This window comes from Odoribacter sp. AF15-53 (assembly GCF_003479425.1).
Classification (GTDB): domain Bacteria; phylum Bacteroidota; class Bacteroidia; order Bacteroidales; family Marinifilaceae; genus Butyricimonas.
The window spans coordinates 688,129-704,313 of record NZ_QUHC01000001.1 but is presented as its reverse complement, the minus strand read 5'-3'; the positions used below and the strand labels follow the sequence as shown (position 1 = coordinate 704,313).

Below are 16,185 nucleotides of genomic sequence, written 5' to 3'. Positions count from 1 at the left end.
ATTAAAATATGATTATTCAATTTACAATAGGAAATTTTCTGTCTTTTAAAGAGCAATCTACACTTTCATTAACGGCATCGGCTTTGAAAGAAATACAAGTGTCGGCTGAAGATATAATTTTTAATGTAGGAAGTGCCGGTTTATCGTTAATGAAAAGTGCGATTGTCTATGGGGCAAATGCGTCCGGTAAATCTAATTTTATTAAAGCGTTTGAGTTCTTTAAATGGTATGCAATGAATTCTTCAAAAGATATTCAAGCTGGAGAACGTGTAAATATTGAAAGTTTTCGACTAAACTCACTTACAGCGGGAGAACCGAGCTATTTTGAAGCAATCTTCTGTGATGAAGAAAATCAATATCGCTATGGTTTCGAGGCTGATTATTCGTTGGTACACTCGGAATGGCTCTATCTGAAAACAAATAAAAAGAGGGCTAAAGAAATTGAATTATTCTATCGAGAAAAAGACGATTTCGATATTCATCCTAAATTTGTCGTAGGTAAAGAACTTACCGCCAAACGCATGATTAGGGCAAATGCATTATTACTCTCGGTAGCGGCACAATTCAATGATCCGACAGCAGTCGAGATCATGAAGTGGCTAAATGATACCACTATTATCTCTGGTTCTAATGATGAAAAAATATGGAATACAGCGACAATCCAATTGGATGACATGAAGATGAAACAGAGAATTGTCGAATTTTCCCGTTATGCTGATTTAGGCATTGAAAATATTGAAAAAATTGATAATACTATTGTCAGCACACATACGCAATACGACGATGAAGGTCGCGAAGTCAAAGTTATTACGTTCCCATTCAAGAAGAATGAATCGGAAGGTACAATAAAGTATTTTTCTCTAGCATACCCTATTATTGATGCCTTGGATAATGGAAAGCGTCTGATTATAGATGAATTTGATTCCAAAATGCATCCTCTTCTTACATGCAGGATTATTGCCTTGTTTAATTCAAAAGAAACAAATCCGAAAAATGCCCAATTAATTATCACCACGCACGATACTAATTTATTGAGTGCTAATATATTTAGACGGGACCAGATTTGGTTCACACAAAAAGATCGTTATGGAGCAACCGAACTTTATTCGTTGGCAGAATATAAAGTACGCAATGATGCTTCATTTTCAAAAGATTACTTATCTGGAAAATATGGAGCAATTCCCATTGTCGGAGATTTAACCCGTTTGTTTAATACCAAAGAACAATAAACCATGCCAGCTACAAAAAGGAAAAAGATCAACCCTCGTGTCGAAAGAAAACTTACCCGTATCAGTAGTGTGCGTGAGGTGAAACAAACATTTCTGATTATTTGTGAAGGAGTTAATACTGAACCAGACTATTTTAATGCTTTTCGTTTAACTTCTGCCAACGTGAAGGCTGTTGGTCAAGGCATGGGAACATTAGCATTAGTACAAAAAGCGATCAACATAAAAGATCAAGAAAAGCAAAAAGGACGAATATACAGTCAAAATTGGGTTGTCTTCGATAAAGATGATTTTCCTGAACATGACTTTAACTCCGCTATCTCATTGGCTCGCCAACATGGTTTCGAAGTAGCTTATAGCAACCAAGCTTTTGAGTTTTGGTTTCTACTTCACTTTAACCTATACCAGGGAGCTTTACATCGTTCCAGATATGAAAAAATGCTAACTGTTTTGCTCGGATTTCCTTATACAAAAAAAACTGGCGTAAGTTCTAAAATGTTTAATGCTTTATTTTTCAAACAAGAACAAGCTATTAATCACGCTAAAACCATCATGAAACAATTTGATGGAAATAACCCGGCACAACAAGAGTCTTCCACTACTGTTTATTTGTTAGTAGAAGAGTTGAATAAATTTCTATAATATAAAACGCTTAATTCATGATATATGAAAAATATCAATCTATAAAGCTGCATTTAAACTCATCAATAACATGGATAATATTGATAAAGGATTAAAACATGAAAAACATTTTATTATTATCACTTCTTTTATTGCTACTCTCTTGTAAAGAGAATAGCAATAAAATCCCTATCGATTTATCAAAACATGTTCCAGAAATCTACTTCTCGGAATTTGCCGATTCCATAAGTTACTTAACTCTTGATATGCGTGATTCCTGTTTAATTTCCGAAGTGGATCAAATATATAAAGATTCAAATCTCATTTTTGTAAAAGATAGAAGACGTAATGGCATTTTCATTTTTGATGAAAATAATCGCTATAAAAACAGAATTAATTATTATGGACGAGGCCCCGGTGAATTTATTCGCTTATCAACTGCATGCATAAACCCAACAGATAAGCAAATCGGTATATATGACAGTTTTAGCCGAAAAATTCTTATCTATTCTTATGAAGGAAAATTCATTAAAGAAGTTTTTGTAAACGACTATGTTCTTGATTTTACTTTCACCAGTAACAAAGGATTTATCTTTATATACCCATCATATATGACTTCGAAAGAAAGAAGTGGGTTGTGGCTAACCGATTCTAACGGTATATTCGTAAAACACTTGTATCACCTAAATCCCGAACATAAAGCAAGTATGTTTTTTTATTTTTCCTATACGCCACAATTAGATCATAATCAAGGAATCTTATATTACGATCGTTGGGCCGACCGACTTTTACAAGTAAATCAAGACTCCTCTAAATGTATATACGAATTTGATTTACGTGAAAAGATTCCTGAAAGCTTAAAAAAAGACCCTGATTTCAGACTGGAAGAACATTTTCTTTCAACCTGTTTTTTCAACATGCCCAATTATTTTCTTGCATGTTATGCATCTATAAATAATCGTTACTGGGTCCTTTTCAATAAAAAAGATCATTCCATAAAAGTTGCATCCAAACTTATCAACGACATAGATGACATCAAAGTAGAGACATTTCCCTGTTTCTTGGATGAAAATACGTTGGCCTTTGAACTCCAAGACGATGAAAATAACTACGATATAAGATTATTATTATTACACGCAAAACAATAAGGAGCCTTTATTTTAGATAGTTATATAAAAAATATCGTCCCCCTAAAAATTGCCATAATTCTAGCATAATTGCTTTGTTTTTTCCCGAATTTTTAGTATATATTTGAAGCGTTGTTTCCTATGCGAAGGATGTAGAAACAAAATTATAAATCCGAGAGTAAGGGCGATGCCGGGAAAGTCCATCGCAAAGCAATCCCGACAATCGCCTGCCCTCTCCTAATTAAAGAAAGGAGGTTTAGCAAAAGTAAAAAGAATTAGTAGAAAAAGATGTACGTCATCTTCAAAATCGTTCATTGAAATGAACACAAGCAGAGTAAAACAAATTTTAATTTATCAAAGCTATGAAAAAAGGAATAGTTCTCATTTTTACAATTTTTAGTATTGCTATCATGGCAAGTATTGGGATTAATTTTAACATATCCCAAGAAACAACAACGCTTTCAATGAAAAACATTGAAGCAATGGCACGTGGAGAGGTTGATATAAATCCAAACACAATGTATAATCACAAACTCACACAAGGCAAAGATAGCAGAGGTAACGCAAAAGCATGTTGCGTAGCCACCCCCGCAGAAAGTTGTAATCCAAAATTACAAGTTAACTGCAATTAAATTTCATAATAGAGTCATTTAAAAATAAATGACTCTATCACTTTGATAAAGTATTAAAATATGAAAAACATTTTATTATTATCATTACTCCTTTTATTATTATCCAATTGTCAAGAGAAGGAATCACATAAAATTTCAATCGATTTGTCCAAATATGTTTCAGAAATCTATTTCTCGGAATTCACCGATTCCTTAAGTTTTTTAACCCTTGATATGCGTGATTCCTGTTTAATTTCTGAAGTGGATCAAATATATAAAGATTCAAATCTCATTTTTGTAAAAGATAGAAGAGGTAATGGCATTTTCATTTTTGACGAAAATAATCGATATAAAAACAGAATTAATTACTATGGACGAGGCCCCGGTGAATTTATTCGCTTATCTACGGCATGCATAAACCCAACAGATAAGCAAATTGGCATATATGATGATTTTAGCCGAAAAATTCTTATCTATTCTTATGAAGGCGTTTTTATTAAAGAGATTCTAGTAAATGACTATATCTATGATTTCGCTTTTACAAGCAATAAAGGATTCATTTTTATATATCCATTTTACTATCCTGCAACAGAAAGAGACGGTTTATGGCTAACAGACTCTAATGGTATTTTTGTAAAACATTTATACCATATCGATCCGAAACATAAAGTAAGAATGTTTTTTGACAACTATTACAAGCTTTTACCGAACCATCGTCAAGGAATTATATTTTATGATCGTTGGGCAGACCAATTTCTACAAGTAAACCAAGATTCCGCAACATGTTTATACGAATTTGACTTACGTCAGAGAATTCCAGAATCTTTAAAAAAAGATCCAGAATATGTATCGGATAAACATTTTATCCTAACTTGCTTTTTTAACATGTCTCGATACATACTTTCAGGTTATGCATCTGCAAATGATTACTACTGGGTGTTATTCAACAAAAAAGATCATTCTATAAAAGTTGCACCTAAACTCATAAACGACATGAATAACATCAAAATTGAAAGCTTTCCCTGTTTCTTGGATGAAAACACGTTGGCCTTTGAACTCCAAGACGATGAAAATAACTACGATATAAGATTATTATTATTACACGCAAAACAATAAGGAGCCTTTATTTTAGATAGTTATATAAAAAATATCGTCCCCCTAAAAATTGCCATAATTCTAGCATAATTGCTTTGTTTTTTCCCGAATTTTTAGTATATATTTGAAGCGTTGTTTCCTATGCGAAGGATGTAGAAACAAAATTATAAATCCGAGAGTAAGGGCGATGCCGGGAAAGTCCATCGCAAAGCAATCCCGACAATCGCCTGCCCTCTCCTAATTAAAGAAAGGAGGTTTAGCAAAAGTAAAAAGAATTAGTAGAAAAAGATGTACGTCATCTTGTAATTGTTCATGAAATATTGAACTAATGTGTGCGTAAATACAATAGAAGAAAATAAATAATTAAGAGTATGAAGAAAAAAATTATTGCAGTAGCTGTATTTTTAAGTATTGCTATAATAGCAAGCATCGGAATAAATTTTAATATATCCAATGAAGAACCTACCCTCTCGATGAAGAACATCGAAGCCATGGCTCGTGGTGAAGTCGACATAAATCCTAATACAATGTATAATCACACATTAATACGTCACTATAATGACGATGGAGTAAGTATAAAAAAAATATGCTGCGAAGCTGAAGCTGCAGCGAATTGTAATCCAAAACTACAATTGAATTGCAATTAAACAATAAGACGAACGAAAGGTTGAATGATCAACCTTTCGTTAAATATTAAAAGCATAAATATGAAAAATAATATCATCTATTATTATTTTTTGAGTCTACTTTTTATAGCATGTACAAAAAATGATACCACAAAAATACTCGTTGATTTATCAAAACATCAAAATGAGATATATTTGTCTGATTTCATTGATTCTACAAAATTTCTTACACTTGACATGCGTGATTCTTGTTTAATTTCTGAAATTGAACATGTATATGTAGATTCCAATTTTATTATAATTCAGGATGGTGGGGGAAATGGTATTTTTATTTTTGACGAACAGCATAGATTCAGAAATAGAATAAATAATTACGGCCGAGGTCCAGGGGAGTACATTAGAATAACCAATACAAGTATTAATCTTGCTGATCACCAAATTGGTATTTACGACTCCACTAGTGAAAAAATTGTAATATTTTCTTATACGGGTGATTTTATTAAAGAGATTCCCATCGAACAGGATATTATTAGGGATTTTGCTTTCACAGGTAACCAACAATTTATTTTCATGCGTCCAAGTTTTTCTTCCAATAAAGAAAAAAATGGAATTTGGATTGTTGATTCTAACGCCCAATTTGTAAAACATTTATATCATGCCAAACCTAAAAATAAAACAGAACCCTTTTTCTCGTCTAATTATAGAAATTCTATAAACAATCAAGAAATTACATTTTACGATCGATTGACTGATCAATTTTTACAAATTAATCAAGATACAGCCATTTGTATTTATGAATTCAATTTATTAGACCAAATGCCTCAATCTTTAAAAAATACCCCAACGTTTACTATCAATGAATATTATATTGCAAGCTGTTTTTACAATATGCCCAAACATTTACTTGTATGCTATGTTTCCCAAAAAGGTTATTACTGGATGCTATTTAATAAAATAACACGAACTTTGAAAATAGCACCCAAAATAGTAAACGATATAAGTAAGACTAAAATAGAATCGTTCCCTTTATTCTTAAATGAAAACATTCTTGCATTTGAACTTCCTATGGAAGAATCTGATTGTAATATCAGGCTAGAACTACTATACACAAAACAATGAAAAGTTACTATATTATTATTTGTTGCATATTATTTTCATGTAATTGGAATCAAAAAAAGTATAAGAAATATGCACAAAAAACGATTGTCGAATGGACCGGTAAACAGATAACCTTACCACGTGATTCAGATACATATATTTTTGATAAAAAAGTAACATGTGATAGTATACTAGACAAAAAAGTAAAAATACTCGTTTACACGGATTCCGTGGGGTGTACTGCTTGTAAATTAAATTTATACGATTGGAAATTAAGAATAGATTCCTTGCACGATAACCCGGATTTAAGTTTTATATTTTTTGTACATGCCCAACATACCAATCAATTCTCGAATAGGCTTCGAGGAGAAGCATTCAATTACCCTATCTTCTTTGATGAAAAAAATATAATTGAAAAATTAAACCACTTCCCAAAAGATTACCGTTTGCAAACTTTCCTATTAGATAGTAATAACCATGTTGTACTAATCGGAAACCCATTAGGAAATGAAAGCATGTGGAATTTATATAAAGAAGAAATCAAAAAATTGACAAAAACTAAAATTTCAAACGATGAAACTTAAAATTCTCATAATTTTATCATATTTCCCCTCGTTTCTTAAAAAAGAATTACCCAACTTTGGAAAATAATCAAGGATCGAAAATGTTTGTTATATGTGTTACAGATTTATACCACCCCTAGCCCTCCTATTCCTATTGCTGGCATGCAACGGGAAAGGGAAACAAAAAGAAGAAAGCGAAGAGGAAAACTACGCCAAGATCGAACAACAAGAGGAAAAAACGATCGTGAAAGTGCAGGTTGCACGGGAAGATCGGTTCAATCTGGAGTTGGTTAGTAACGGGAAGGCGGAGGCTAACCGGAAGGCAACGCTTAACTTTGAAGTACCGGATGTCGTGAGACAAGTAAACGTGAAAAACGGGGATCGGGTGAGACAAGGCGACGTAATCGCCATTGTCGATGACGTGAAGGCCAAACAAACATTGGAAGATGCTCACCTGGCGTTGAAAAAAGCGGTTCTTGATTTGAAATTGGCTGTTATAAACGAGGGATTGAAAGACTTGAGCGACACGGTGAAATTAACGCCAGTACGAAAAGAAGCCATATACCTGCAATCGGGGTACACGTCCAGCATACAAGCCTACGCGAAAGCTCAAAAAGACTATGCCCTCGTGAAAACAAAAGCTCCCTTCAATGGGATCATCGCAGACCTCGAAGCAAAACCATATAACCAAACTTCCGCATACAAATCTTTGTGCACGCTGATTGACTATTCTAAAATGGAAGTCGTGTTCAACGTACTGGAAACGGAAATCACAAACCTGACTCCCGGTATGAGGGTCGAGATCACCCCCTACGCCAGCCATGAAAACACGCTGACCGGGAAGATCACGGAGGTGAATCCCCGGATTGACGAGAACGGGATGGTAAAAGTGAAAGCGGTAACCGATAACCAACAGGGATTACTGGTAGACGGGATGAACGTGAGCATCCTGATCAAACGACAAATAGATCATAAAATCATCATACCGAAATCGGCCGTCCTCCCCCGACAAGGGAAAAAAGTCGTGTTCGTCTACCAAAAAGGAAAAGCCATCTGGCGATACGTCACCACGGGATACGAAAACAGCTCGGAAGTCAGCGTGGAAGAAGGTATTATCCCCGGTGACACGGTGATCTACGAGAATAATTTGGGGTTATCACACATGAACCCCGTAACAATTGAAAATTGAAAATGAAAAGAGTCCATAAAGTCACAAGTGTCCTCCGGACAATATCCATAGACAGCATAGCTGTCGTAGACAAAGCGCCCCGCAGGGGTCTACGAACTTTTGACTTTATAAACCTTATAGACTTTATAAACTAATTTAGCATGCGTTTTTCAGCTTTTTCGATAAACACGATTTTCATCGTAATGATGATACTGGGGATCAGCTTGATCCCGAGGTTGTCGTTGCAACTGGAACCGTCGTCCAGATCGAACAAGCTGAACGTGTCGTTCTCGTGGGCAAATGCCAATCCCGAATTGTTAGAAACAGAGGTAACGACCAAACTGGAAGGTGCTTTCGCACGGGTACGCGGGTTAAACGAAATTCATTCCTCCACGGGAAACGGGTACGGGGGAATTGAATTGACGATCGACCCGGAAGAAAACATGGATGCCGTGAAGTTATACCTTTCCTCGATCATCCGCTCCGTGACTCCGGGGCTACCGGAAGGTGTCCGTGTTTCGGGGATCAGCGGGGGTGAAATTCATGACGGACGGATACAGGAATCCGAGCATCAGTTATTGATGACCTACGTGCTGACCGGACCGGGAAACTCAAAAGAGGTCGGAACATTCGCTGAAGATCGTATTGTCCCCATTATCTCGACCATGCCGGGAGTGGAAAGCATGAACGTGACAGGGATCGTCCCGTTTGAATGGGTGATGCAATACGACCGGGAGTTATTCGCCGATATCGGTCTCAACGCGAGTGATATTTCTAATGCCATTTCCAGTTATTATTTCCGGCAAGACGGTGGAAAAATTCTCACGGAAACCACGCCGGAAAAGAAATACTCGTACATCGTATTCAAGGGAAATGCCGATGATGACAAAACAGACATCATGAACCTCCCGATCAAAGTGATTAACGGAAAAATCATTTACCTGCGGAATATCGTGACGCTGGATTACCGGGAAAGCGATCCCGGAGCCTACTACCGGATTAACGGACTCAACCGGATCAACCTGAATGTCTATGCCGAGAAAAACGCCAACATGATTGAACTCGCCGGACGGGTGAAAACAGAAATGAAGCAACTGGCAGAGAGTTTCCCGGATAACTATACCATCGAATTAATCCGGGACAACAGCTCGGAAATCAAGGACGAATTATCACAAATTCTCAACCGCACGGGTGTCACCATCTTAATTTTACTCTTATTTGTCTATCTCGTAAGCCGGGATTTCCGTTACCTGACAATTATCACCATCTGCCTGATGGCCAATCTTTCGATCGCTCTCGTATTTTACTATTTCTTCAAAATAGAACTCCATCTTTACACGTTGGCTGGAATCACCGTATCGTTCGGCATTATCATTGACAGCGTGATCGTGATGACCGACCATTACCGCCATTTCCATGACCGCAAAGCGTTTCTAGCCGTGCTTGCCGCCACGCTGACCACCGTGGGAGCATTGACCGTGATTTTCAACATGGATAACGATGTCATGCGGAACATGTGGGACTTCTCGGCCGTGATTATCATTAACCTCGGTGTTTCTCTTGCCGTGGCCCTCTTCTTCGTCCCGGCACTCATGGAAAAAATACCGCTGAAACCCTTGAATACAAAACGTAAAATACGCCGTCAGAAACGGATCGTCCGGTTCAACAGAAGGTATGCACGCTTCACCCGTTTCGCCCGGAAATACCGGAAAATAGCCGTTATCCTAGCCATTCTCGGGTTCGGACTCCCGGTTTTCCTGCTCCCGGCAAGTGTTGACCGGGACAAATGGTACAGCTCCGCGTACAACGCCATTTTCGGCAGCGAAACCTACCTCACGATCAAACCTTACGTCGATAAAGCACTGGGTGGCTCCCTACGTTTGTTCATGGAAGGAGGCGGCGACTCGTGGATGCATAACGGGAAAGCCGCGGCAAGCCAGAAAACCCGGCTCACCCTGAACATGAATATGCCGCACGGGGCCACGATAAAACAGATGAACGAAGCTTTCGAAAAACTGGAGAATTTCCTCTCCGGATTCGAAACCATCGCCACGTTCACCTCGGAAGTCTCCTCGGCCAACCGGGGAGAAATGGTGATCACGTTCAAGGAAGACCACGAGAAAGACGGTTCACCCGAACAGTTGAAAAACGAACTGATCCGCTTTGCCAACACGATCGGGAACGGGGATTCGGAAGTAAACGGCGTGGGACGGGGATTCTCGAACCGGACAAACGAAGAATCCCGTACCGAGAGTATCAAAGTGATCGGCTACAATTATCGTAAAGTGCTGCAATACGCTGACCTGTTAAAGAGCCGGTTGGAAAAAAATATCCGGGTGAAAAAACTTTATATCGGTAGCGACCGATCCCAAAAAGCCAAAGCTTTCACCGTGGAAGTAGATAAAAGCAAACTTGCCCGGAACAACTCGGATATCTCTAAACTACTGGGAAACCTACACATGCTCACCTATTCCGGTACGTCGTCCACTCAGGCTTATATCGACAACGAATACACCTCTATCGACATTCGCCCGTACAAAAAGGTTGAAGCCAGCGTGTGGGACGTGAGAAACCAACCGTTGCGAGGCGATAAATCCGTGTTCCGCCTGAAAGACGTGGGAAGCATCACGGAGGAAAAGAATTTTGAAAACATCACCAAAAGAAACCAGGAATACGAGGTCGAGGTACAATACGATTTTATCGGAGCTTACCGGTTATCGGAAAAAGTAAAAGAAAGGGAAATGAAAGCCATGAACCAGATTATGCCCGTCGGGTTCCGGGTGAAAGAAGGAAACGAGTGGAGAAACTACTGGCAACGGGATATCGGGGGAATCGACGCCCGCCTGCTTTATATCCTGCTGGTGATCGCGATTATTTACTTTATTTGTGCTATCCTGCTGGAGTCCTTGCGGCAGGCCGTCATGGTGATCTGTATCACGCCGATCTCGTTTATCGGATGCTTCCTCGGGGGATACTTCTTCGGGGTCGGTTTCGATGAAGGTTGTCTGGCTGCCTTTATCCTGTTGAGCGGCTTGTCCGTGAACGCCGTACTTTATATCCTAAATGATTACAATATCAAGATTCGGCAAGGTGCGCCACGAGGGATACAAACTTATTTAAAAGCATACAATACCAAAATCATACCGATTTTCCTAACGATAGCCTCCACCCTGCTGGGATTCATACCCTTCCTGATCGGAGACATCAACCCGTTCTGGAAAAGTCTGGCAATCGGCACGATGAGCGGACTGACGTTCTCTCTCCCGGTGCTGATCGTATATTTACCGATGACATTTTCAATTGAAAAGAGTCCATAAGGTTCATAAAGTCTGTAGACCCCTGCGGGGCACTTTGTCTACGGCTGCTTGAGCTGCCGAATTACGGAATCGACAATCACCCAATCACAGAATAAATCGGCCTTGTGCGGCTGGAATCTAAAATCTAAAATCACTAAATCTAAAATTAAAGCATGGTTCGATTTCTATTACAACGTCCGGTAGCAGTCATTATGAGTACGATAGCTTTTATCGTGCTGGGAATCGTGGCTTCATTCCGGTTACCCGTATCGCTCATGCCGGAGATTGATATCCCGGAAATCACGGTACACTACACCTGGGACAACGCTTCAATCAACGAAGTGGAGAACACCCTTACTGCCGGATTACGAGGACAGTTGCAACAGATTCCCAAACTGACGGAAATTCAGTCGGAATCAAAAGAAGGTAACGGGCTGATCACCATGAAATTCGAGTACGGGACTTCACTGGATTACGCTTTTATCGAAGTCAACCAAAAAGTAGATGCCAGCGTGAACAGTTTCCCGAAAGAGGTGCAACGCCCGACGATCATCAAGGCTTCCACGTCCGATCTACCCGTGTTTTACATCAATATAAACCTGAAAGAAAACGATTCGGAAGAGGAATTCCTGGAGTTCTGCGAATTTACCGATGCCGTTCTGAAAAAGAGACTGGAACAACTGCCGGATGTCGCCATGGTCGATATCAGCGGGATGTACTCCCCGGAACTCTATATTTTTCCCGATGAGGCGAAACTACGAAGCTTGAAAATCACGCAAAATGATTTAAAATCCGCCATTGACAACAGTAACCAAGTATCCGGAAGCCTTTCCGTGAAAGACGGCTATTACCAGTACAGCATCAGTTTCGCTTCCCAGATCATGTCGTCGGAAGAACTGCAAGAAGTGTACTTGAATATCAACGGAAGACTCCTACAAATCAAAGATGTTGCCCAGGTTGGAATCCGTCCCCGGGAAAAGCGAGGCATATTCTTCAACGGGGACAAACAATCGCTCTGCCTGGCCGTTATCAAGCAATCGAACGCTCGCATGTCGGACATGAAAGAAAAAGTGACAAAATTGCTCGATCAATTCCGGGAAGAATATTCCGACGTGGAGTTCTCCGTATCCCGGGATCAAGCCCTATTGCTGAATTACTCTATCGACAATCTCGCCCAAAGTTTGTGGCAAGGTATACTGCTGGCAATCGTGTCCATGTTGTTCTTCCTACGGGATGCCCGCTCTCCTTTGATCATAGCGATCAGTATCCCCGTTTCGGTCGTGATCAGCATGCTGTTTTTCCAGCTAATAGGAATCTCGATCAACACCATATCGCTATCGGGATTAATCCTGGGAGTGGGTATGATGGTGGACAACTCGATCATCACGATCGACAACATCAATCAACACCGGATGAGAGGAAAATCATTATTCCAATCCTGCCTGGACGGAACCAACGAAATCATCACCCCCCTACTCTCCTCGGTCCTGACGACCTGCGCCATCTTTGTCCCGTTGATATTCATGAGCGGTATTGCCGGAGCCTTGTTCTACGATCAAGCCATGGCCGTGTCGATCGGCCTGTTTGTCTCCCTGGCAGTTTCGATCACGATTGTTCCCGTGGTATTCCACCTGTTGTTCATGCGTGCTAAAGAAGGACGTGTTACCCGATTTATACAACGTATCAGTTTCAAACACCTCGATACATATTACACGAATATATTCAATTTCATTTTCCGACACAGACGTACGGCTGTTGCCAGTTGTCTTATCACCCTCGTTCTGGGAACGATTATCGCTACCCGCCTCCATCTGGAACGTATGCCCGCTATTGAAACAAATGAAATGATTTTACGAATTGACTGGAACGCCAGTATTCACATGGATGAAAACGAAAAACGAGTAAAAGATATTATCGCCCGTTTCGGGAACAAGTGCGAAGAAATCAGTTGCCACACGGGCGAAAAGATGTTCTTCCTTAACCGGGAAAAGAACCAAAACATCAACGAAGCGGAGTTTTACATCCGTACCCGCGATTTCCGGGACTTGGAACACACCATAACTTCAATCCGGGAATACATAAAATCGGATTACCCGGTAGCCAAAGTCGACATCGCCAAGGTTGATAACCTTTTCGAACAGTTGTTCAAAGACGATGATGTCCCCCTGATCGTATATCTTAGCGGAGAATCACGCCGGGGAAGCGTGGAACTCGATAGCGTGAACCTGTTTATAGAACATTTGGACTCGCTCATGCCGGGGCTTCAACTGGACAAACCTTCCACCTCCGAACGTATCGTGGTAGAGATTTTACCCGACAGGCTGGCCCTTTATAAAGTGAATCAAAGCTCGCTGATCAACATACTGGAAAAGAATATCAGTAAAATGAATATCGGAAAACTGAACACGGGAAGCCGATACGTCCCCATCGTCATCACGGGGGAAGAAAAAACGATTCTCGACATCATCCGCTCTTCTTTCGTAAGCAATAATGATCAACTGGATATCCCGGTCTCGGCCCTTACCCGGATTGAAAAGGAACTGGACTACAAAAGTATCATCGGGCGCAAGGAAGGAGTCGTGATACCGATCAACATTTACAACGTGGGAGATTCCACCGCACAAATCATCCAAACAATCAAGCAGGAGGCGGGAAGCCGGAACCTGAACACGATATTTGACGGCCAATATTTCTCCGGCAAGGAAACACTGTGGGAAATGGTCATGGTGGTGATCGTCGCCATTCTCATGTTGTATTTCATTCTTGCCGCCCAGTTCGAATCGCTTACCCTGCCCCTGATCCTCCTGATCGAGATACCGTTGGACGTGGCGTTCACGGTCCTTATCCTATGGATTTCCGGTATCTCGCTCAACCTGATGTCCATGATCGGGATCGTGGTGATGAGCGGTATCGTCATCAACGATTCGATCCTGAAGATCGACACCATTATCCGCTTGCAACGATCGGGCCTCCCGTTGGAAGAAGCAATTCACGAAGGTGGCGTGCGTCGGTTAAAACCGATATTAATGACCAGCTTGACAACCATCTTCGCCCTCGTCCCCATGCTGTGGGGAAATGACATCGGTACCCAGCTGCAACGCCCCATGTCGATCACGCTTATCTCCGGAATGACGATCGGGACTTTCGTCAGTTTGTTTATCATTCCCTTGTTTTATTACTATTTAGAACGTATTTTTATATCGAGAAAACAATGAAAAAAGTCATCAAATCCATATTCCAATACGTGGGAGCCATCCTACTAGCGATCGTGATCGCCGCCCTGTTGCGGCTCTTCATCGTGGACTTTTACAGTATTCCCTCCGATTCGATGTACCCGACGATAGAACCGGGTGATTTTATCGTGGTGAACAAGATGTACATGGGTGCCCGCTTCTACAAGAATTTCGACTTTCTCGATGGCGCACACCCGGAAACGGTTCGCACCCCGGGATATACCTCGTTAAAACGCAACGACGTAATCGTTTTCAACTTCCCGACACATGCCAACGGCCGTTGGGACATGGATCTGCAAACCTTTTACGTGAAACGCTGTATCGCCCTACCGGGTGATTCGCTCTCGATCATCGACGGAATCAACTATATCAACGGCCAAAGCGGTTACGGCAACCTGGAAGACCAGCAACGCCTGCACCACTATCGCGGTGACTACGCCCCCGGAATATACAACGCCTTCCCCTTCGACTACTGGCATCGCTGGAACATCCAGAATTTCGGTCCCCTGTATATCCCCTCGGCAGGCACGACCATCACCATCGACACGCTGAACTTCTCCCTGTATCGTCACCTGATCGCCTACGAGACCCAAGTCCCGGTACACGAGCTACAACGCCAACTATACCTGGGCGATTCCCTTATCCGTGAATACACCTTCCAAAAGAACTGGTACTTCGTCGCCGGAAACCAAGTATTCAACTCCCGCGATTCCCGCTACATCGGTCCCATCCCCGAAGACTTCATCGTGGGCAAAGCCTCCTTCGTTCTCACCTCCAAAGACCCGCACACGAAAGAATACGTCTGGCGACGCTTCTTCAAAAAGATACATTAATATACTAACATCTTGTACCCATCCCCGAAATCATTCTCGATCACGATGGATTCATCTGGGGACAGCGCTTTTCGAAGCGTAGACACGTAACGGGCCAACTCCCGTTCCTTGGTCTGGTTATGTACTCCCCAGATATTATCGCACAACTCCTCCTTCGGGCACAACTCGTTCAATCGCAAACAAAGTAAACGCAATACTCGGGTCTCGGTAGCTTTCAATTTTTCCTGCTTATCACCAATGGTAAGAATCCGGGTAATGTGATCAAAAGTGGTCTTACGAGAGATTCGGAAAAGGGCCAAATCCTTCGGAGAGGTCTTTTGACGAGCATGTTCAATGGCTTTATCCAAGCGGGCACGAATCTCCTCCACGTGCATCCCTTTCACCAAATAATCATCTGCTCCCTCGTACAACGCTTTATAGTGATTCAGAGAACTCAGTATCAAAATAGGCACAACATCCCCCCGCTCCCGAATCAAACGGATCAACTCGTAACCATCTTTACCCGGCAGGTCCATGTCAAATAAAAGAACATCCCAGCCACCCTGTTGGTACATATCCCACGCCTCGTCGCCATCCCTGGCAACACTTACCTCGAAACCCGCCTTGCGAAACACTTCCGTGTAAATTATCGCAGAGGTATCATCATCCTCAGCATATAATAATTTCATTTTCTCTGTCATCTTTACTA

13 protein-coding genes are annotated in these 16,185 nt (G+C 40.9%); 12 read left to right on the top strand and 1 reads right to left on the bottom strand.

Features of this window, described 5'->3' with window-relative positions:
• Positions 1-8: 8 nt before the first annotated feature.
• The 12 genes from DWW52_RS02845 (at position 9) to lepB (ending at position 15,497) form a co-directional block, all read left to right on the top strand.
• A complete protein-coding gene (locus tag DWW52_RS02845; protein ID WP_118713942.1) occupies positions 9-1,229 on the top strand; it encodes an ATP/GTP-binding protein in 1,221 nt (406 codons plus the stop codon).
• Positions 1,230-1,232: 3 nt separating this feature from the next.
• On the top strand, positions 1,233-1,868 hold the full coding sequence (locus tag DWW52_RS02840) for an RloB family protein (protein WP_118713941.1): 636 nt from the start codon (positions 1,233-1,235) through the stop codon (positions 1,866-1,868).
• A gap of 98 nt (positions 1,869-1,966) precedes the next feature.
• On the top strand, positions 1,967-2,995 hold the full coding sequence (locus DWW52_RS02835; protein WP_118713940.1) for a 6-bladed beta-propeller: 1,029 nt from the start codon (positions 1,967-1,969) through the stop codon (positions 2,993-2,995).
• 341 nt (positions 2,996-3,336) lie between these two features.
• A complete protein-coding gene (locus DWW52_RS02830; RefSeq protein ID WP_118713939.1) occupies positions 3,337-3,606 on the top strand; it encodes an NVEALA domain-containing protein in 270 nt (89 codons plus the stop codon).
• Between the two features lie 60 nt (positions 3,607-3,666).
• Positions 3,667-4,701: a 6-bladed beta-propeller gene (locus DWW52_RS02825; RefSeq protein ID WP_118713938.1), complete on the top strand. Its 1,035-nt coding sequence runs from the start codon at positions 3,667-3,669 to the stop codon at positions 4,699-4,701.
• A gap of 350 nt (positions 4,702-5,051) precedes the next feature.
• The gene (locus DWW52_RS02820; RefSeq protein ID WP_118713937.1) at positions 5,052-5,327 is read left to right on the top strand and encodes an NVEALA domain-containing protein; all 276 of its coding nucleotides are present in this window, start codon (positions 5,052-5,054) and stop codon (positions 5,325-5,327) included.
• A gap of 60 nt (positions 5,328-5,387) precedes the next feature.
• Positions 5,388-6,425: a 6-bladed beta-propeller gene (locus DWW52_RS02815; protein WP_158582461.1), complete on the top strand. Its 1,038-nt coding sequence runs from the start codon at positions 5,388-5,390 to the stop codon at positions 6,423-6,425.
• The gene (locus DWW52_RS02810; protein ID WP_118713935.1) at positions 6,422-6,988 is read left to right on the top strand and encodes a hypothetical protein; all 567 of its coding nucleotides are present in this window, start codon (positions 6,422-6,424) and stop codon (positions 6,986-6,988) included. The genes DWW52_RS02815 and DWW52_RS02810 overlap by 4 nt, the downstream gene beginning before the upstream one ends.
• 91 nt (positions 6,989-7,079) lie before the next feature.
• Positions 7,080-8,156 carry an efflux RND transporter periplasmic adaptor subunit gene (locus tag DWW52_RS02805; protein WP_118713934.1) on the top strand — a complete coding sequence of 359 codons (1,077 nt, stop codon included), beginning with the start codon at positions 7,080-7,082 and terminating at the stop codon, positions 8,154-8,156.
• Between the two features lie 140 nt (positions 8,157-8,296).
• The gene (locus tag DWW52_RS02800; protein ID WP_118713933.1) at positions 8,297-11,452 is read left to right on the top strand and encodes an efflux RND transporter permease subunit; all 3,156 of its coding nucleotides are present in this window, start codon (positions 8,297-8,299) and stop codon (positions 11,450-11,452) included.
• 152 nt (positions 11,453-11,604) lie between these two features.
• Positions 11,605-14,646: an efflux RND transporter permease subunit gene (locus tag DWW52_RS02795; RefSeq protein ID WP_118713932.1), complete on the top strand. Its 3,042-nt coding sequence runs from the start codon at positions 11,605-11,607 to the stop codon at positions 14,644-14,646.
• Positions 14,643-15,497: a signal peptidase I gene (gene lepB / locus DWW52_RS02790; RefSeq protein ID WP_118713931.1), complete on the top strand. Its 855-nt coding sequence runs from the start codon at positions 14,643-14,645 to the stop codon at positions 15,495-15,497. Before DWW52_RS02795 ends, lepB begins: the two co-directional genes overlap by 4 nt.
• Here lepB and DWW52_RS02785 read toward each other — a convergent pair.
• A complete protein-coding gene (locus DWW52_RS02785) occupies positions 15,494-16,177 on the bottom strand; it encodes a response regulator transcription factor (protein WP_158582460.1) in 684 nt (227 codons plus the stop codon). The genes lepB and DWW52_RS02785 overlap by 4 nt on opposite strands.
• Positions 16,178-16,185 lie beyond the last annotated feature (8 nt).